Raw genomic sequence first — 18793 nt, 5'->3', positions numbered from 1 at the left:
AGCGTTCTGCAAGAAAGTAACAACTTTATCGACCGGAGCTATCCCAAACTAGCTTGGTCCGAAAAAACCGGTCAGGTCACTACTACCAGCCGCAGATCTGCATGAAGTCCGGCCGATTGATCGGCGTGGAAGCGCTTATACGCTGGCAGCCGCAAGGACAACCGATGGTGCCGCCAAACGAATTCATTCCAATTGCCGAAGATACCGGCCTGATCGTATCTATTGGTGATCGGATTCTGCATACCGCATGCGCTCAGCAACAATCGTAGTGTCACGCAGGTCTACCAGACATCCCAGTGCACGTGAATCTGTCCGCACGCCAGTTTCAGCATTGCGATCTGGTCACGCATATTTCGCAGGTTCTGGAAAGCACGGGATGCCCCGCTAGCTCTTTGGGACTGGAAATCACCGAGAGCGCTGTGATGGAGAATGCGGAAAAGACTGCGAAGACACTGCGTCAACTAAGTGACATGGGCATCCACTTGGCAATCGATGACTTTGGTACCTGCTACTCGAGCCTGAGCTACCTCAAGCAGTTCCCTATCGATACATTGAAGATTGATCGCTCGTTTGTACGGGATGTCGTAACAGACAATGATGATGCAATGATCGTCAAGGCAGTGGTGGCATTGGTGCATAGCTTGAAGCTTGATGTTGTTGCTGAAGGCGTCGAAGATCACTGCCAACCGGATGGCCATGGTAATCAATCACGTCCGATGTTGATATTGAGATTGCAACGGTTTTATGTTGCCGTCATCGTTGATGAAGTCAAAGGGATAGTCAAATTACCAGCACGAGCCGTCGAGGTGATGAGTGAAACGGAAATTGATCCTAGAAACCTGATCCATGGAATATTCAAAGCTGAATGCGGACGCGTGTTACTTCTAGATGTTGAACGATTTTTCACACCGCTACTATCCATCGATCGATAAGGCCTTCCCAATACCGCCTGCTAATTGGAACGTGTCCTATTCACGCCTCGCCAAATCGCTAAACTTAATGCACATTGTTGGAGATCAACCGGACATCACATGCTGTCCCCCGTCCACTGGTATCACTGTGCCAGTTAGCGCTTTTGCGCCGTCTCCGACCAAGTATGCAGCCAGTGCACCAACGTCATCGATGCTTGCCAGTCGCTTCTGTGGAGCCTGAGCGGCCGCTCGCTCCAGCAATTCGTCAAAACGGTCAAGTCCACTGGCTGCTCGCGTACGCATCGGTCCGGGAGAGATTGCATGCACGCGAATATCCTGTGGCCCGAGTTCGGCTGCCAAGTAGCGCGTCGTGCTTTCAAGTGCCGCCTTGACAGGCCCCATCATATTGTAGTGCTCGACGACCCGCTCCGATCCATAGAAACTTACCGTCAACAAGCATCCCCCCTGACGCATTAACGGTTCAGCCAGTCGCGCAATACGGATGAAGGAGTGGCATGACACATCCATCGCCATCGCAAAACCTGCCGATGAACAATCCGTAACGCGGCCATGCAAGTCCTCCTTCGGTGCATAGGCAATCGAGTGCAACACGAAGTCCAGCCTGCCCCATTCCTGTTCAATACGCTGGAACAGTGCTTCGAGTTGGCCGGGAATCCGCACATCACAGGGAGCAGTGATGGAACATGCCAGCTCGTCTGCCAGCGGTACAACAAACGGCTTAGCCTTGTCGTTTACGTAAGTCACTGCCAGTTCGGCACCTGCCGCCTGGAAGGCGCGAGCACAGCCATAGGCAATAGAATGTTCATTGGCAATTCCGAGTATCAGCCCGCGTCGACCACGCAAGCTAAACGGTGCTGTAACCGCCCCCTCAACAAGCTGCACAGCCGAAACCGGTCGCACCGGATGCTCTGTCGACGTGTGACCTTCTTCGGATGACGAAGACGTGCTCCCCGCATCAAGCCGCTCCCGATAACGCCGGCGGTGTGAGACCGATACTTCTGGCACCTCGATGACAGGCTGCCGGAGCTTCTCTGTTGGCGCAAGCACTTCTGCCGTGCCAGTGACAACGTCTTCGCCTTGTTGATTGGTACAGCGGCAATTAAAATAAATTGCCTTGCGGACCGGGTCTTTCTCTTTAGCCGTCACAGTGACGGTAATTGTGTCACCAATCCCGACCGGACGCTTGAAACGTAAATCCTGTCCGAGATAAATCGTGCCAGCACCCGGGAGTTTCGTTCCCAGTACTGCGGAAATCAAGGCGCCTGCCCACATGCCGTGGCCGACCACCTTGTGGAAGCGATTGCCTGCCGCATAGACCGGGTCAAGATGTGCCGGATTGACGTCGCCAGATACTGCGGCAAACAACTCAATATCCTCAGGCAAGAGTGTCCGAACGAGTTGTGCGTTGTCTCCGATTGCAATTTCATCGAACGTGCGGTTTTCGACTATTCGGGCATTCATGCAGGCGTCCTGACATTTGTTAAATGAGGCGACAGGATAATTTTCGTCATTCCTTATGTACTTGATCCAAATCAGTTTTTTTTGGCAAACGTTTGTTTATCTTCGCCACTTCAGCCTTCCAGAGACCTAGGCAAAATGGATCACGTCCCCTTGAACATGCTTCCCCACCCTGAACGGCTCGCCAGTGGGTGGCTTGGTATCCCTTATCGGGAGCACCATCCGCTTGACGATGGCACCAAGGATTTGGATCGCATTTTGATGGCGGCGGTTGGGAGGCTTACTGGAGGAATATCGCCGATTGCCCTATGGATGGCCTATATCGACTGGGTCACGCACCTCCAGCTGTCGCCGTCAAAGCAACATGAATTGCTGATCGATGGCTGGCAAAAAATGGCAAAGTGGCAAGGATATGCCTATGACGCAATGCGCCATACGGGCACCACAATGGAACCCTGTGTGGCTCCCCTGCCTCAGGACAAGCGTTTCGCCGATCCGGCATGGCAACAGTGGCCCTTCAACGTGATGTATCAGGGCTTCCTGATGTCCCAACAATGGTGGCATCGTGCGACAACAGGAATCAGCGGCGTATCGAAACATCATGAGGATGTTGTGACCTTTACGGCACGGCAGCTGCTCGACATGCTGTCGCCATCGAACTTTGCCAGTAAGAATCCCGTAGTGATCAATGAGGCAATCCGAAGCCAAGGCCAGAATTTCATTCGGGGTGCCGCAAATGCTGCCAGCGACTGGCTGCATGACTTGGCTTCCAAACCGCACGATCATGCATTCAAGGTCGGCGAGACACTTGCTGCCACGCCAGGCAAGGTAATCTTTCGAAACCGGTTGATTGAGCTGATTCAGTACGCGCCGACTTCATCAACCGTCCATACGACTCCAGTACTGATCGTGCCGGCATGGATCATGAAATTCTACATTCTCGACTTGTCGCCGCACAATTCACTAGCACGCTATCTGGTGGAACAAGGTCACAGTGTATTCATGATTTCCTGGAAGAATCCGGATGCCGTAGATCGTGATCTGACCATGGATGACTATCGTACGCTCGGCATTATGGACGCCGTCGAAGCCATCTGCAAGGCGACGCAATCCCCCGCGCTCCACGCAGTCGGTTACTGCCTCGGCGGCACCCTGCTGTCAATTGCCGCAGCAACGATGGCACGTGACGGCGATCATCGCCTGGCGAGCATGACGTTATTTGCATCGCAAGTAGATTTCAAGGAGCCGGGCGAGCTGTCACTGTTTATCGATGAAAGCCAGGTGGCATTGCTCGAAGCATTAATGTGGGAGCAGGGATATCTCGATAGCCGCCAGATGGCCGGCGCTTTCCAGATGCTCCGTTCCAACGATCTTATCTGGTCTCGTCGCCTGAATCATTACCTGCTCGGCCTGCCGGAAAAGGTCACGGACCTGATGGCATGGAATATGGATACTACCCGCATGCCTTACCGGATGCATATCCAGTATCTGCGTGATCTGTTCCTTCACAACGACTTGGCCGAGGGCCGTTATAGTGTAAATGGGCAGCCGATCGCGCTGTCAGATATTCGCGTGCCGGTCTTTTCAGTGGGCACCATCACTGACCATGTCGCGCCGTGGCGATCGACTTACAAGATCCATCTGCTCACTGACACCGAAGTCACCTATTGCCTGACCAGCGGCGGTCATAACGCCGGCGTAGTTTCGCCACCGAGTCATCCCAATCGGCAATACCAGATTTCCCGGCACATGCCCACCGATCCTTATATCAACCCTGAGGATTGGCATCGCACGACGCCATCGCAGGAAGGCTCATGGTGGCCTGCCTGGGAAAGCTGGTTATCAAGCCAGTCGCCGAAGCGGCAAACGCCGCCCTCCATGCCGCCTGGCATGTGCGATGCACCAGGTACTTATGTCTTCCAGCGATAAAAGACCCGAAGGTCGCCATGCCATCCTGCCGGCAACGGTAAAACAGACTTTACACGGCGCGGCAGCCTTGCCCATATCGCTTGCTATTTCGTTCTAGGCGTCACGGCATTGGCAAGATCAACCATAGAAACGTACGATGAAACATACCGTAAGCATCGGCGCACCCTACGCACTTGACAGCGACAGACTCGTTGCTGCCCTCGATACAAATGTTCATGCAGGGCTATCTTCAGCTGAAGTATTACGGAGGCTTCATGATGACGGACCCAATGCACTACGTAGCGCGCCTCGCCCGCCTGCCTGGCGCCAATTCCTGCTGCACTTTAAGGATCCGCTGGTCTACCTGCTTGGCGCCGCTGCTGCGATTGGACTGATTGCCTGGTTTATGGAAGGCCGCACCGGCATACCCGTCGATGCAATCGTCATTGCAGCGATCATTGTCTTCAATGCCATCCTGAGCTACGTGCAGGAGGCAAAGGCAGAGAACGCTGTTGCCGCACTGACCAGCATGACGGCAGCGATGTCGTCGGCGCTGCGGGATGGAAAGTTAGTCCGCATACCAACACACGAATTGGTCCCTGGCGACCTGCTCTCCTTGAGTGAGGGTGATATCGTCGGCGCAGATGCACGTCTTGTGCAGGCGTCGGCACTGCGCGTGCAGGAATCGTCGCTGACCGGCGAAAGCGAAGCAGTGCTCAAGGATACGACAATACTGCGTGCGCCAGTCGCGCTTGCCGAACGCGCGAACATGGTCTTCAAGGGCACTACTGTTGTTCAGGGCAACGGTCTGGCCATCGTGACTGCGACCGGAATGGTAACGGAGATTGGCACCATTGCCAGTATGCTCGACCGTACCGTGGAGTCTCAGACGCCATAAGACGCTCGGTGCAGTCGTTTCGCTCATTGCCGTGCTGGTCGTAGCGACAGTCCTGCTCATTACCCCAGTTCACGGGATGGCGGAAATTGTCGAAGTCCTCTTGCTTGGCGTGTCTCTTGCCGTGGCCGCAGTGCCGGAAGGACTTCCTGCAATCCTGTCGATCGTGCTCGCCTTGGGTGTACAGCGGATGGCACGGCAAAATGCAGTCGTAAAGAAGCTGTCCTCCGTGGAAGCGCTGGGGTCGGCCACGGTAATTGCGTCGGACAAGACAGGCACGCTGACTCGGGCTGAAATGACGATCGAGCGCATTATCACCGCCTCTGGGACGACCCATGTCACCGGCACCGGATATGTGCCGGAAGGTGAGATCCTGCACCAGGGTGAACGGCTCCGGCCAGGGCCGCTGCTCTCCGAACATATTATTGTTCTTTGTGGCGGTAGCCTGGCCAGCAACGCCGATCTACGTAAAAACGACAGCGGTCAATGGGACATTCAGGGCGATCCGACCGAGGCGGCATTTCTGGTTGCGGAGGAAAAGCTCGGAGCTGCGGCACGGCGCAAGCGGCGTTTCGAACGCATAGGTGAAATCCCGTTCACCTCCGAACGCAAGCTGATGTCGACCCTTCAGGTCGATCATGAAGACAATGACAATACTGTCATCATGACAAAGGGGGCGCCGGACGTACTGCTTCAGCGGTGCAGCAGGATTCGCATCGGCTCCGACACCGCTTTGCTCGACGACGTCAGACGGCAACGCATCCGGTCTGACATCGATAGCCTCACCGATGCGGCCTTGCGCACCCTTGCAGTCGCCTACCGTTCGTTGAAACCGGGCGAAGACCAGCAGGCAAGCGAAGAGCTGGAACAGGATCTGATTTATGCCGGTACGGTCGGCATCATCGACCCTGCGCGCGAAGAAGCTGCCCTGGCAATTCGTGAAGCACGGGATGCCGGAATTCGGGTGTTGATGATTACTGGTGACCATCCGCGGACCGCAGCGCGTATCGCGGCAGACCTCGGCATTACCGCCACCACGGTGCCGGTATTGACCGGCCTGGAACTGGAAAGGATGGACCAGATTGCCTTTTCCAATGCGGTTAGAACGACATCGGTGTTCGCCCGGGTCGCTCCCGAGCATAAATTGCGAATTGTCGCTGCGTTGCAGGCCGATGGTAATATCGTTGCCATGACCGGTGATGGTGTCAACGATGCACCCGCATTGAAGTCCGCGGACATTGGCATTGCGATGGGTATCGCTGGCACGGAAGTGACCAAGCAAGCAGCCCGAATGATTCTCGCAGATGACAATTTCGCAACAATTGTTCGGGCCGTGCGCGAAGGACGGCATATCTTCGACAATATCCGGAAGTTCTTGCGCTACCTGCTGTCGTCCAACATCGGTGAAGTATTGACCATCTTCTTCGGTGTGGTTCTGGCAGGCGTTCTCGGTTTGACCAATCCTGCAGGTGGGATTGTGTTGCCGCTGCTGGCAACCCAGATATTGTGGATCAACCTGCTGACTGATTCAGGACCTGCGCTGGCGATGGGCATTGATCCAGAAACCGATGATGTCATGGCACGCCCGCCGCGCCGGCTGGCCGACCGAATCATCGATGCACCGATGTGGGCAAGTGTCTTCCAGACCGGTATCGTGATGGCCATTATCACGCTGCTGACGATCGACTTCTATCTGCCGGGTGGCTTGATCGAAGGCTCGCAGGATCTCGACAATGCGCGCACCGCCGGTTTTACGGTGCTGGTGCTTGCCCAGCTTTACAACTGCTTCAATGCCCGGTCGGACACGACCAGCGCATTCCATCACTTGCTTGCCAATAAGTGGCTATGGGGAGCGATAGGCTTGTCGCTGCTGCTGCAGATCGGCGTAGTTCATCTCGGCGTGCTCAACGTGGCATTCAATACCGCGCCACTTAGCCTGGACCAATGGCTGTTCTGTGGCGCCGTTGCCAGCACGGTATTATGGATCAGCGAACTTCGCAAGCTGGTACTGCGCGCAAGAGCAGCTGACTTGCTCGCACCAGTGAATCTGCCATTTTCCAAGTAAATATTACCGTCGAGTGTCTCAACGCCATAGTCACTTGTTACCATCATGAAAATCCCATCTTCAACGGCTTCGCTAGTGACAGCGTCGCTGATCTTTGCAGGCATTGCCGTGACCGTCGTAGGAATTGGGAAAACGAAGTGGCATGCGAAAACCAATGAACTACGTGCCCGCCTTGATGCGGCGCGCCGCCCGATGACATCAGAGACGGTTGACTTCAATACCCTCACCACTCTGCCGCCACCCGTTCAACGTTTCTTTCGAACGGTCCTCAAAGACGGCCAGCCCATCGTGGCTGGTGCCTATGTCAAGCACAAAGGCACGTTCAACATGAGCGAGTCCGGTGAGAAATGGTATCCGTTCACGTCGGACCAGAGAGTAGTTACGCAACGACCGGGGTTTGACTGGGATGGACGTATTAAAATCATGCCGGGTTTGAGCGTGCATGTGCATGACGCATACGTGGCTGGTGATGGCATTCTTCACGCGTCGCTGCTTGGCTTGTTCACCGTTGCGGACATGCTTGACAAAAGCGATGTGGCGGCAGGAGAACTCATGCGCTTTTTTGCGGAAGCGGCCTGGTATCCGACTGCGCTGTTGCCAAGCCAAGGTGTACGCTGGGATGCCGTGGATGAAAAATCAGCGAAAGCCACGCTTGAAGACGGCGACGCCAAACTGACCATGCTGTGGACCTTTACCGAGGCCGGATCGATCGATACTGTCCGTGCCGAAGCACGCGGCCGCGCGGTGGGCGGAAAAGTTATACCGACTCCATGGCAAGGGCGATTCTGGAACTATACACAACGCCTAGGGATGTCGATACCGCTCGACGGTGAAGTGATGTGGCTGCTACCGGACGGCCCCAAGTCTTACTGGCGCGGCCATATTGACGAAATTGTCTATGAGCTCGCCCAGTAGATGAAATTAGTGGCAGCCCTTGCGAAAATAGCCGTGTTCCCTGCCATAAGCCGTTTGCCAGGGCGGCCTTTAACTTGTGTCCGGGATGATTACCGGCATCGGGCCTGGCGACCAGCCGGCGTTTCCTGAGCATTCAGTGCGCCATCAGCACTGGAATCGTCATTTGCTCAAGCACGGTGCGTGTTACCCCACCCCGCAGCATTTCCTGAAAACGGGAATGGCCATAACATCCCATGACCAGAAAATCACTGTGCGCCGTATTACAACATGTGAGCAACACGCTGCCGATATCGCCGTGACTGTAGTGCTCCTGGATCACTTTCGCTTCAATGTCATGATGGGCGAAGTACTGAATGACATCGACTCCCGCCACATCATTTTGCCGCAGCTTTCTTCTGCCATGACTAAGGATCAGTATGTCGACCTTGCCAGCCCGTTCCAGCAGCGGCAGGGCATGGTGCGCGGCCCGAGTGACTTCAAGGCTGCCGTCCCATGCCAGCAACGGTCTGTTGGCCAATACTCTGGGTTCATAGTGATGCGGCAGCACCAGCACAGGCCGTCCGCTGGACACTGCAACATACTCTGGCAGGTCGTCGGCCATGGGATTGGCCGGCTCATCCGGATCAAATTGGGTAAGGATGGTCAGGTCGCTGTATTGGGCCTGTAAGCTCAAGCCGCCAAGTTCCTCGTCCGCTACCAGCCTGCATTCGAAAGAATGGATCCCGGCCGCTCGGGCAGCTTCTTCAAAGCGTGCCAGCGCCGACTCTGCGGACTTCTGCAGACGGCTGACTTCTTCATTGAACGCGTCTGTATTGTATCCGCCCTGCTGCCGGACTCGCTCGGACAGACGTAAATATTGAGAGATTCCTGTGACAGCAACACCAACTATGTGGGCACCGACATTATTCGCAGCCAGGGCGGCAGCACGTACACGCTGTACCATATGGCGTGAATGATCGGCATGAACGACGATGGTCTTATAGGGCATTGGATATTCCGTAAGGTGTAAGAATCACTCTGGCAAGGAAACAAAGGTGTTCCAAAAGATCAGCCTGGTAGCCTGCAACTTTCTCGACTCTGCAAGTGGAAATGGCAGATAGGTCGTAGCTCCGCCGCACACGACTCGAACCGATGACTGCAACCGAGTTTGGCTATACGGTTGTAAGGACGGCGTCTCGACCGTGGCTCTTTCTTGTCCGATGCCATTCCGATCCCGCTGCTGGACACGTTCTTTGACTGCAACCAGCAGTGCATCAACACATTCTGCAAATCAGATTTGCAGCAACTCGGTATGGCCGAACCCCTTCTGATAGTCAAGTACCGATAAGTACTGGGGACGAATCTTCAACAACAGTACGTCATTGGTCTGGTTTGACCTGGTCCATTCCACCAGCTGCGGATAGCGTTTGATCATGCAATCGGCAGCATGTTGAAGCTCTTGTGTTTCATTGATGAATTCGGCGGTGCCGCTGATAGATAGTCCCTTGATCTCGTTCCAGTCTCTGTATGGCGCGTTGATCGTCAGGGAAACTTTATTATTACAACGCAGGTTGTTTGCCTTCTGACTGTCCTTGCCGATACCAACGTAAATGTCCATGCCATCGTTCGCATAGCTGACCGTAGTGGCCTGCGGATATCCATCGGGCCTTACGGTGGCAAGCGTCAGATCCTTGCCGTGATCGATGATGTCCAGTACGAACTGCTCGGTTGATTTGTTCATGTCAGCATCCTCCAGGGATTCAATTGCTGCCGATGTCAGCACATCCCGCACCGGCACGTCAATGTCACTATGCGACGCATGATGTCGCCCTTACCTTGACCTGAGTCAAAAAATCCGGGCCCAGCGAGGAGCTGTCATCCGCATCTGGAACGCTCATGGCACTTTGATCTGAATCAATCAAATTTTCAGCAGGCACTTCTACTATGAGTTCGCCCGTTCGTTCATGCTGGCCATCAAACCGCCGACTGTGCCGGAGATTTGTTCGATTCCGGTTTTCTTTAACCACATCATGGGAGTATCGATATGCCATATCGTACGATAGCCGTTCATATCAATGCATCCCGCCATACCAGGCAGCGTGTCGTACTGGCTGCGCGCATAGCAGCGGAAAATGATGCGCATCTGATTGGCGTAGCGCCAACCGGCTTGCTACCGGTTCTGTATTCAGGGGGTATGGCTCCCGGTGCAGCGCCGGTACTTGATGCGTGCATGACGTACATGAAAGAGCATGCGGAGAAAGCACTAGCTGACTATGAACAAATTGCCGACCGCAATAACGTCCGTTCCTTTGAGAAGCGGCTTATCGAGGATGAAGCAGGTGAGGCACTTTCCCTGCAAGCACGCTATAGCGATCTGGTCATTGTTGGCCAATCGGATCCTGCAGAAACGGTGACCAGTGAGCGCAGTGATGTTGCCGAGTACACGCTGCTCAACAGCGGGCGGCCGATACTCGTGGTGCCGTATGTGGATGACAATTCAAATTTCGGAGAGCGAGCCGTGATCGCCTGGGATGGCAGTCTGGCCGCCGCACGTGCAGTCAATGGCGCCCTTCCCCTGCTGCGGGCAACGCGTCAGGTGCAAGTCGTGATCTTCGATCCGGAGGTATCGCTGCGTGCGCACGGCGAAGAACCAGGGGCCGATATCGCTGCTTACCTCGTACGCCATGGGATCAACGTTGACGTTTCCAAGCAGAAGACCACGCCGGACATCGACGTCGCCAATGCGCTGCTGTCCCATGTGGCCGACTTTGGCGCTGGCCTGATAGTCATGGGGGGCTATGGCCGATCCCGCCTGAGTGAAATTCTGCTTGGCGGAACCACGCACACTGTTTTGCAATCGATGACCGTACCCGTACTGATTTCACATTGAGCTTGGTACCGGTTGCGTTGCACCGGTGCAGAGTTCCGGCAGCCAGGCAACATTTCCCTATCTGAGGTGCGCACATGACGGTTCGTAACCTAAATTACCTGTTTCATCCCAAATCGGTCGCGATCATCGGTGCGTCCAACAAGCCCCACGGCGTTGGTACTACCGTACTGGAAAATGTAGTCCATGCCGGCTTTCACGGGGATATCTATCCTGTCAATCCAAAGTATGAAACGCTGTGCGGGCTCAAGACATACCCGGACATTGCATCTCTGCCCGGCGCTCCCGATCTGGCGGTAATTTGTACGCCGCCTGCCAGTGTTCCGGGGTTGATCAGCCAGCTCGGCGAGCGCGGGACCCGAGCTGTCATTGTACTCACCGCTGGCTTGTCGGCCCACAGGGACTGGCGCGGCCGGACGATGAAAGAGTTGATGCTGGCCGCGGCGAAGCCTTACCTGCTGCGTATCCTGGGTCCCAACTGTGTTGGCATGCTGGTGCCCGGCATTGGCCTGAATGCCAGCTTTGCTCATATCAATGCTCTGCCTGGCAAAATCGCCTTCGTTTCCCAGTCCGGAGCCATGGTTACCGGCGTGCTCGACTGGGCTAGGTCGCGCAACATCGGATTTTCGAAATTTGTTTCCCTTGGCGATAGTGTCGATGTGGACTTCGGCGACGTCATCGATTACCTTGCAAGTGACCCCGATACGCAAGCCATTCTGCTGTATATCGAAGCGGTAAGTTCGGCACGCAAATTTATGTCAGCCGCGCGTGCGGCCGCGCGCAGCAAGCCGACGCTGGTGATCAAGGCCGGTCGTGTGGCTGAGGGGGCGAAGGCAGCGACATCCCATACCGGCGCACTGGCTGGTGCCGACGACGTGTACGACGCGGCGATCCGGCGCGCAGGCATGCTGCGCGTGTACTCGACCGAAGAATTGTTCGACGCGGTCGAGACTCTTGCCCGCCTGCGGCCACTAAGCGGCGAGCGACTGGCAATTTTGACCAATGGCGGTGGTCCGGGCGTAATGGCGACCGACACCCTCGTCTGCTCTGGCGGCAAGCTCGCGAGCCTTTCTGCTGCGACCCTGGACCGTCTCCACGCAGTATTGCCATCCAATTGGTCGAAGGCAAATCCGATCGATATCGTCGGCGACGCGCCGCCCGAGCGGTATACGCAGGCCCTACAGATCCTGCTGGCTGACAAAGAGGTCGATGCAACTCTTTTTATCCACGCGCCCACAGCGATCGTACCGAGCCTTGACATTGCCACCACGTTGGCACCAATTATCAAGCAATCCTATCCCAATGTGCTGGCTTGCTGGTTGGGCGGCGACTCTGTAGCGGCTGCTCGGCGCATTTTCACAGACATCGGAGTGCCGACCTACGACACCCCGGAAAAGGCAATTGGTGCCTTCATGCAAATGGTCCGCTATCGGAGGAACCAGCAACTGTTGATGGAAGTGCCGTCTGCGATATCGAGAACGCATCTTGAAGACAAGAAAAGAGCGCGCGCCATTATCGAGCAAGTCATTGCCGATGGCCGGGAATTGCTTTCGGAATGGGAGGCCAAGCAGGTACTGGCAGCTTACGGCATCCCGATCGTGGAAACTCGCACGGTCAATGATCCTGCTGCTGCCGGCCGGGAAGCACAAGACGTCGGCTTCCCGGTTGCCTTGAAGATCCTGTCTCCCGATATCACACACAAGTCCGATGTAGGCGGCGTCGTGCTCGACCTCGAAAGCGCAGAAGCGGTGGCAGAGGCGGCTGAGAGGATGCATGCCCGGCTCCGCGAACTATATCCACATGCGCGCTTGGCAGGCTTCACAGTGCAAGCGATGGCAAGACGGCCGGAAGGCCGGGAACTCATTGTAGGCGTTGCAACTGACCCGGTGTTCGGACCGGTCATCTTGTTTGGACAAGGCGGCATTGCCGTCGAAGTAACGGCCGATCGTGCAATTGCGTTGCCACCGCTTAACGGTGTGCTGGCGCGCGAGCTGATATCGCGTACACGCATAGCACGGCTCCTTGGTGCCTATCGAAATCGGCGTGCGGCTGATATTAACGCGATTTGCCGCACGTTGGTACAGGTATCCGACATGGTAATTGATCTGCCGGAGCTGCAGGAACTCGACATCAATCCGCTGTTTGCAGACGCTGACGGCGTGATTGCGCTAGATGCGCGTATCTGCGTCAAGCCGGTAAAAGACAATGGATTGGAGCAACTAGCCATCCGTCCCTATCCAGCGGAGCTCGAAGAATGGGTTCAGTGGCAAAGCGCTGAGCTGTTGTTGCGCCCGATCCGACCCGAGGACGGCGCCGCACATCTGGCTTTCTTCAATGCCCTAGATCCAGAAGATGTACGTTACAGGATGTTCATCCGCATGCGTGAGTTATCGCCATCGCAACTGGCCCGGCTGACACAGATCGACTACGACAGAGAGATGGCATTCATTGCCACACGCAGGCTTGACACCGGAGCTTGGGAAACCCTTGGTGTTGCCCGAGTCGTTGCAGATCCTGACAACGTGGAAGCAGAATTTGCGGTGATTGTTCGCTCCGATCTCAAAGGACAAGGATTAGGTTACGCACTGATGAAGAAACTGATTGCATACTGCTCTGACCGGGGCACGCAGCGTATTGTTGGCGAGGCGCTCAGTTATAACCATGGGATCCTTAATATGGCCAGCAACCTTGGATTTGAAGTCTCACCCTCGACAGAGGGTGGAACGATGATCATGAAGCTGGAATTGAAGCCGCAATAAGCCAAGCCACCTTAGCCACAACGGCGCGGCAAACAATGCCGGTTGCATCGGAACGTGGCAAAGCCGATAAACATGACCGCAAATACCTTTGTAATTGGATGGCATGGAATGTTGAGATTCTATTTCGTTTAGATAAGGAGAAAACAATCATGTTCAAATCGATTCTCGTTCCGACCGATGGATCGCCAATGGCGGAAAAGACCTTCGGACCTGCGATTGAAGCGGCCAAGACGAATAATGGAAGCATCGTGGGAATTTCGGTCGCTCATCCCTTCGTATATCCGCGTCCAACCGAAGGGACCGAAATTCCAAATTACAAGAAAAAGTATGAACAGGATGCGCTGCGCCTTCCGAAACAACATGTCCAGCGTCTTGCTAAGGAGGCGCAACAACAAGGCTTGCAATGTGAAACAACGACGCCATGCTCAGTAGATCCTGCAGGAGAGATCGTCGCAGCAGTGGAACGCTTTGGCTGCAATGTCATCTTCATTGCGTCTCACGGACGAAGATGCATTAACAAACTTCTACCGGGCAGCGAGACTCAACGCGTGCTAGCAGACTCACCTGCTCCCGTTCTGGTCTTTCGTTGAACGCCCCCATGATTAGTACTTTCTCTCGCAGGAATCGTTCCGATCGAAGGCCACCGGCATCTTCAACGCCATATGAGCTTGAAATTCTTTCCAAAATATCGAAAAATGTATGTTTTCTAACGACGTCGACACTAGGGTTCTCGGATCACCCTTCCATACGGCTGCTACTTGCTCAATTCGAGTCATTGAATTTTAGGCAACTATTTCCTGAACGTGACCCATAGTAGACGGTCGACGGGCCACAGAACTGATATAGCTTCACTTTATAGGACATTCGTTGTAAGGGAATGCTGCTAACAAGATCAAACCTTAACGATGATCCAGACTGATCTTTTCCTTGCAATCCGGTAACTATCTTGTGTCTCAATGGAGGCTGACGATGGCAGCTACGGAGATACGTCTCTGAGCCCTTGCGGACACTCAATGTCAAATCTGCTAGCAGCACTATGGGATACGCGAAATCTCTATACATATTTATCTTATGGTTATAAGATATAACTCATTATGCCCAAATCTACTCGACAACAAGCTGACGAACATCGGAAACAAATCCTGTCAGCTGCTGCCAGCCTGTTCCGAGAAAGAGGCGTGAGCGCCGTTAGCATCCAAGAAATTATGGCGGCTGTCGGCATGACGCATGGCGCTTTCTATAAGCATTTCAGCTCTAAAGAGCAACTGGCGACCATGGCATGCAGTGCGGCATTCGAGCAGGTTATTCCTGTACGCGAGCAATGGGTGGACGGCAAGACCGGGCGCCGCACTATCGAGTCTTTCATGCGATGTTACTTGTCGACCTATCATCGAGACATTCCAGGAAGCGGTTGCCCAACGGTTGCGTTAGCAACTGATGCTGCCCGCGCACCCCAGGGTTCGACATTACGAGATCAATACTTGATTGGCACTAGAGAAGTCATAACCGAAATTGCAAGCCTGCTTGAAGGACCAGAAGACGAATGTTTCAAGAAAGCTACCGGTATTTATGCCGCGATGGTCGGTGCTATTTCGATATCGCGCGCTACGAATGGACATGAGTTGTCCGAAGATGTTTTGACTGCAGTACAGGACCTTTTAACGACTTCACCACACCAAGTGGTTTGAGAGCGAATTGAATCTGCATTCATGATTTAGACATAATTATCCAATCTCAGCTTCTAATGACGTTTGTGCTCTGTGTAATCGTGCAAAGTTTTCACAAGGTTGGATAAGGTGGTACGGTGTCTACGTCGTTTTTGGCGGATAGTAGGTTATTCAAACAACGGATTGCTCATTTCGGTTTGAATATTTCGAAAGCCAAAATCGATTTAAAGACAAATAAATGCGACTACGTGCTCACTTGATCATTTTCGCTATTGCGATCCTCTTGCCCATCATTGTGCTGGTGGGGATCTCCTTCAAAGAGATGAGGGATGATCATCGGAATACTGAGCTTAACAATATCCATAACGTCGCACGCATCGCCGCATTGAATGTCGACCGCGATCTTAACGGCGTCCAATCTTCCCTGCGTGTTCTAAGTTCTTCCGCATCCCTGAAGCAAGGATTATTAGCGCAGTTTCATGAAGAGGCAAAAATTGCCAGCCAGTCTGCAGACGGCTGGATCATTCTCTATGCTTCCGATGGGCAGCAGCTCATCAATACCAGAATTTCCTATGGAGACCCGCTTCCAAAAAGGGCAGTAAATCTGGAACGCTTTGAGCAGATCAAAAATAGTGATACTCCCCATGTCTCTAATCTTATGTGGGGCGACAATGCAAAACGCTATGTGATTATGGTGGAAATGCCGTTCACCATGAATTCCAATAAATATGTTCTGTCGCAGGCAATACCTCAAGAGTATTTTAATCGCGCCATTGCAGGAAGTCACATTCCTTCCAATTGGATTGCAGGTGTTGTCGATCGAGATGGAACCACTATTGCACGAAGCAAAAGACCCCAAGACTATGTTGGAAAGCAGGGCAAGTACGAACTGGTCGAGGCTATTAAAAACAATTACCAAGGCGTGCTTCAGCATACATCAAGAGATGGCATCAAGGTCTACACAGTTATCACCTCGTCCTCATTGTCTAATTTAGTCATCGCTGTGGGGGCTCCCAGTGCGGAGATTGATGAGGCCGTATTCAATGCAGGGCGCCTGGCCGTATATGGCCTACTAGTAGCTATTGTCGTTGCTGCGATTCTCGGCACACTGATTGGACGACGAGTCCTAAGATCCGTTAATCGCGTAGTGGATGACGCTCTATCTATTAGCCAGGGCAGTCATAACGAGTTGACTCCTGAATCAGGGATAAAAGAAATCAACGAGCTATATGCAACCATCAATCACGCCAGCGAAGTGCTAGAGCAGGAGAAGGCACACAGGTTGATTGTTGAAGCTGATCGTAATCGCCTCTTGGTTGATGAAAAAAAAGCACGCAAATATGCGGATGATCAAAATCGCGCAAAAGACCAGTTCCTAGCCATGCTCGGACATGAATTACGCAATCCCCTCGCTGCTATTACCAGCGCCATTGATGTAATGGAGCATGGTCAAGACAAAACTTTTACCAGCAGAGCTCACGAAATTATCAGGAGGCAGGGAGCCAACCTAAATAATATCGTTAGTGACCTATTGGATGTAAGCCGCGTGTTATCCGGAAAAGTGCTGCTGAATCGCACAATTGTTGATTTCAGTGAAATTATTGGAAATTGTATCCAAACTTTCCACACAACAGGTCGCACGAATGGGCATAGCGTCTCCTTCTCATCCGATCAGCCGATTCACTTGAATGCAGATTCAACGCGCATCGAACAAGTCTTCAATAATCTGCTCGATAACGCGGTCAAGTATACTCCTCATGGAGGGGCCATTCTTGTGGACCTTCGATATAAAAATAATGAAGCCGTATTAACCGTTCAAGACTCAGGCATTGGCATCTCTGAAGAGTTACTGCCCAATGTATTTGATGTGTTTGTGCAAGGCGATTCTTCCCTGGACCGTGCACGGGGCGGACTGGGAGTCGGTCTGGCTCTGGTACGGCAACTCATTGAGTTGCATGATGGCACTATCAGCTGTGAAAGCGATGGCGCGGGCAAAGGCAGTAAATTTATAGTGTGTTTCCCCAGAATTCAAAATGTAGATGTTGGTCAGCTAAAGAACTTGAACTTTACAAAGATGCCCCGTTGTAAAGTCTTACTGATTGATGACCATGAAGACGCCCGGCAGATGACCACAGCCATGCTGGAGAAGTATGGACATCAGGTGTTTCAGGCTTCAAATGGAACCAATGGGATAAAGATAGCCAGTATGGTTAAACCTGACATTGCACTTATCGATATTGGAATGCCTATCTTGAATGGCTACGACACCGCTCTTCAAATCCGCCACAATCCTTCTCTCGATCAGATGAGATTGATTGCGCTAACCGGATATGGATTAAAGGACGATGTTCAGAAATCTTTAGAATCCGGATTCGATATGCACCTCACCAAACCCTTAACCATGGAAAAATTCAACGGCGCTTTAGCTGAGTTGTGGATTACCGCATTCAAGTAAAAAGTTATAGCGCACTTGCGATGATCAATGCCTTGGCAACGATGTCGATTGTCTAGATGTTGACGTGACCGGCCGATTCCAGTCCAGGTTGAAAGAGAATTCAACCCAGGAAAGGAACCATAAGATGCCCCGCAAGAGTTTTACCCCCGAACAAATCATCGCCAAGCTGCGCCTCATCGAAGTGGCCATGGGCAGCGGCAAGAGCACTCAATTAGCCTGCAAGGATGCCGGCATTTCCGAACAGAGCTATTACCGCTGGCGCAAAGAATACGGCGGTCTGCAACATGACCAGACCAAGCGATTCAAAGAGCTCGAGCGCGAGAATGCCCGCCTGAAGAAACTGGTGGCTGACCTGTCACTGGAGAAGGCCATGCTCAAGGAGGTCGCGTCGGGAAACTGGCAAGCCCCGAGCGACGCCGTCGTGCCGTGTGCATGCTGCAGGAGCGCTTTGCCGTCTCAGAGCGCCGTGCCTGCCATGTAGTGGGGCAGCCGCGTGCCGTGCAGCGCTATGTGCCAACGGTGCGCGCTGATTAGGATGAACTCACCCAGGCCATCGTTGCCTTGGCGGCCGAGTACGGCCGCTATGGCTACCGACGCATTACCGCCTTGCTGCAGTCGGGCGGCTGGCAGGTCGGACGTGACCGCGTACAGCGCATCTGGCGCCGTGAGAGGCTCAAAGTACCGAAGAAGCAACGTCCCAAGGGGCGGTTATGGTTTAACGATGGTTCTTGCGTGCGCCTGCGCCCACAACACCGCCATCATGTCTGGAGCTATGACTTTCGTGCATCACACCACGAGCTATAGTCGGATCTGGTGTACGGGCTGAGCTCTGAAGGTGGGGAGGAAGGCGGTGGAGATTTTGTTGGACAATTT

Annotated in this window: 14 protein-coding genes and 4 pseudogenes; 13 read left to right on the top strand and 5 right to left on the bottom strand. The window is 53.7% G+C overall.

Translation table 11 applies throughout. From position 1 onward, the window contains the following. Positions 1 to 53: 53 nt before the first annotated feature. Both RY831_RS31215 and RY831_RS31210 read left to right on the top strand, forming a co-directional pair. A pseudogene (locus tag RY831_RS31215) lies at positions 54 to 668 on the top strand (putative bifunctional diguanylate cyclase/phosphodiesterase); the annotation flags it as partial. Further along, complete coding sequence (locus RY831_RS31210; protein WP_326510211.1) at positions 642 to 932, top strand: chemotaxis protein CheW; 291 nt, start codon at positions 642 to 644, stop codon at positions 930 to 932. The pseudogene RY831_RS31215 and the gene RY831_RS31210, both read left to right, overlap by 27 nt. Positions 933 to 1016: 84 nt before the next feature. Here RY831_RS31210 and fabI read toward each other — a convergent pair whose 3' ends face one another. Then, a complete protein-coding gene (fabI, locus tag RY831_RS31205; RefSeq protein ID WP_326510210.1) occupies positions 1017 to 1775 on the bottom strand; it encodes an enoyl-ACP reductase FabI in 759 nt (252 codons plus the stop codon). Positions 1776 to 2003: 228 nt separating this feature from the next. After that, positions 2004 to 2393: pseudogene (locus tag RY831_RS31200) on the bottom strand (MaoC/PaaZ C-terminal domain-containing protein); the annotation flags it as partial. 156 nt (positions 2394 to 2549) lie between these two features. Between RY831_RS31200 and RY831_RS31195 the strand changes: the two are divergent. The 5 genes and pseudogenes from RY831_RS31195 (at position 2550) to RY831_RS31175 (ending at position 8173) form a co-directional block, all read left to right on the top strand. Beyond that, entirely contained in the window at positions 2550 to 4319 is a 1770-nt protein-coding gene (locus RY831_RS31195) for a PHA/PHB synthase family protein (RefSeq protein WP_326510209.1), read from the top strand. Between the two features lie 136 nt (positions 4320 to 4455). Beyond that, positions 4456 to 5196 (top strand): P-type ATPase actuator domain-containing protein, encoded by a 741-nt coding sequence (locus tag RY831_RS31190; RefSeq protein WP_326510207.1) that lies wholly within the window; start codon positions 4456 to 4458, stop codon positions 5194 to 5196. 31 nt (positions 5197 to 5227) lie between these two features. Then, positions 5228 to 5470: pseudogene (locus tag RY831_RS31185) on the top strand (hypothetical protein); the annotation flags it as partial. 18 nt (positions 5471 to 5488) lie between these two features. Then, on the top strand, positions 5489 to 7258 hold the full coding sequence (locus RY831_RS31180) for a cation-translocating P-type ATPase (RefSeq protein WP_326510208.1): 1770 nt from the start codon (positions 5489 to 5491) through the stop codon (positions 7256 to 7258). A gap of 45 nt (positions 7259 to 7303) precedes the next feature. Beyond that, a complete protein-coding gene (locus RY831_RS31175) occupies positions 7304 to 8173 on the top strand; it encodes a DUF6920 family protein (RefSeq protein WP_326510206.1) in 870 nt (289 codons plus the stop codon). A 133-nt stretch (positions 8174 to 8306) separates the two neighbouring features. Here RY831_RS31175 and RY831_RS31170 read toward each other — a convergent pair whose 3' ends face one another. The 3 genes from RY831_RS31170 to RY831_RS31160 all read right to left on the bottom strand — a co-directional run bounded on the left by RY831_RS31170 (position 8307) and on the right by RY831_RS31160 (position 10295). Beyond that, positions 8307 to 9161: a universal stress protein gene (locus RY831_RS31170; protein ID WP_326510205.1), complete on the bottom strand. Its 855-nt coding sequence runs from the start codon at positions 9159 to 9161 to the stop codon at positions 8307 to 8309. 282 nt (positions 9162 to 9443) lie between these two features. After that, the gene (locus RY831_RS31165; RefSeq protein ID WP_326510204.1) at positions 9444 to 9893 is read right to left on the bottom strand and encodes a pyridoxamine 5'-phosphate oxidase family protein; all 450 of its coding nucleotides are present in this window, start codon (positions 9891 to 9893) and stop codon (positions 9444 to 9446) included. A gap of 201 nt (positions 9894 to 10094) precedes the next feature. Further along, positions 10095 to 10295 carry a hypothetical protein gene (locus tag RY831_RS31160; protein ID WP_326510203.1) on the bottom strand — a complete coding sequence of 67 codons (201 nt, stop codon included), beginning with the start codon at positions 10293 to 10295 and terminating at the stop codon, positions 10095 to 10097. An 87-nt stretch (positions 10296 to 10382) separates the two neighbouring features. Here RY831_RS31160 and RY831_RS31155 point away from each other — a divergent pair, with 87 nt between their 5' ends. The 6 genes and pseudogenes from RY831_RS31155 to RY831_RS31130 form a co-directional block, all read left to right on the top strand. Then, a complete protein-coding gene (locus RY831_RS31155; protein WP_326510202.1) occupies positions 10383 to 11042 on the top strand; it encodes a universal stress protein in 660 nt (219 codons plus the stop codon). Between the two features lie 74 nt (positions 11043 to 11116). Then, positions 11117 to 13798, top strand: coding sequence for a bifunctional acetate--CoA ligase family protein/GNAT family N-acetyltransferase (locus RY831_RS31150; RefSeq protein ID WP_326510201.1), 2682 nt, complete (start codon positions 11117 to 11119; stop codon positions 13796 to 13798). Between the two features lie 35 nt (positions 13799 to 13833). Beyond that, on the top strand, positions 13834 to 14388 hold the full coding sequence (locus RY831_RS31145; RefSeq protein ID WP_326510200.1) for a universal stress protein: 555 nt from the start codon (positions 13834 to 13836) through the stop codon (positions 14386 to 14388). Between the two features lie 504 nt (positions 14389 to 14892). Further along, positions 14893 to 15486 carry a TetR/AcrR family transcriptional regulator gene (locus RY831_RS31140; RefSeq protein ID WP_326510199.1) on the top strand — a complete coding sequence of 198 codons (594 nt, stop codon included), beginning with the start codon at positions 14893 to 14895 and terminating at the stop codon, positions 15484 to 15486. A 217-nt stretch (positions 15487 to 15703) separates the two neighbouring features. After that, positions 15704 to 17920, top strand: a complete 2217-nt coding sequence (locus RY831_RS31135; protein WP_326510198.1) for a hybrid sensor histidine kinase/response regulator — start codon at positions 15704 to 15706, stop codon at positions 17918 to 17920. A gap of 124 nt (positions 17921 to 18044) precedes the next feature. Further along, positions 18045 to 18718, top strand: a pseudogene (locus RY831_RS31130) (transposase); the annotation flags it as partial. Positions 18719 to 18793 lie beyond the last annotated feature (75 nt).

The sequence above is a fragment of the Noviherbaspirillum album genome (assembly GCF_035916955.1).
In the GTDB taxonomy this organism is placed as follows: domain Bacteria; phylum Pseudomonadota; class Gammaproteobacteria; order Burkholderiales; family Burkholderiaceae_D; genus Noviherbaspirillum; species Noviherbaspirillum album.
Note: the sequence above shows the minus strand (reverse complement) of the source record. Positions and strands in the feature narration are given on the sequence as shown.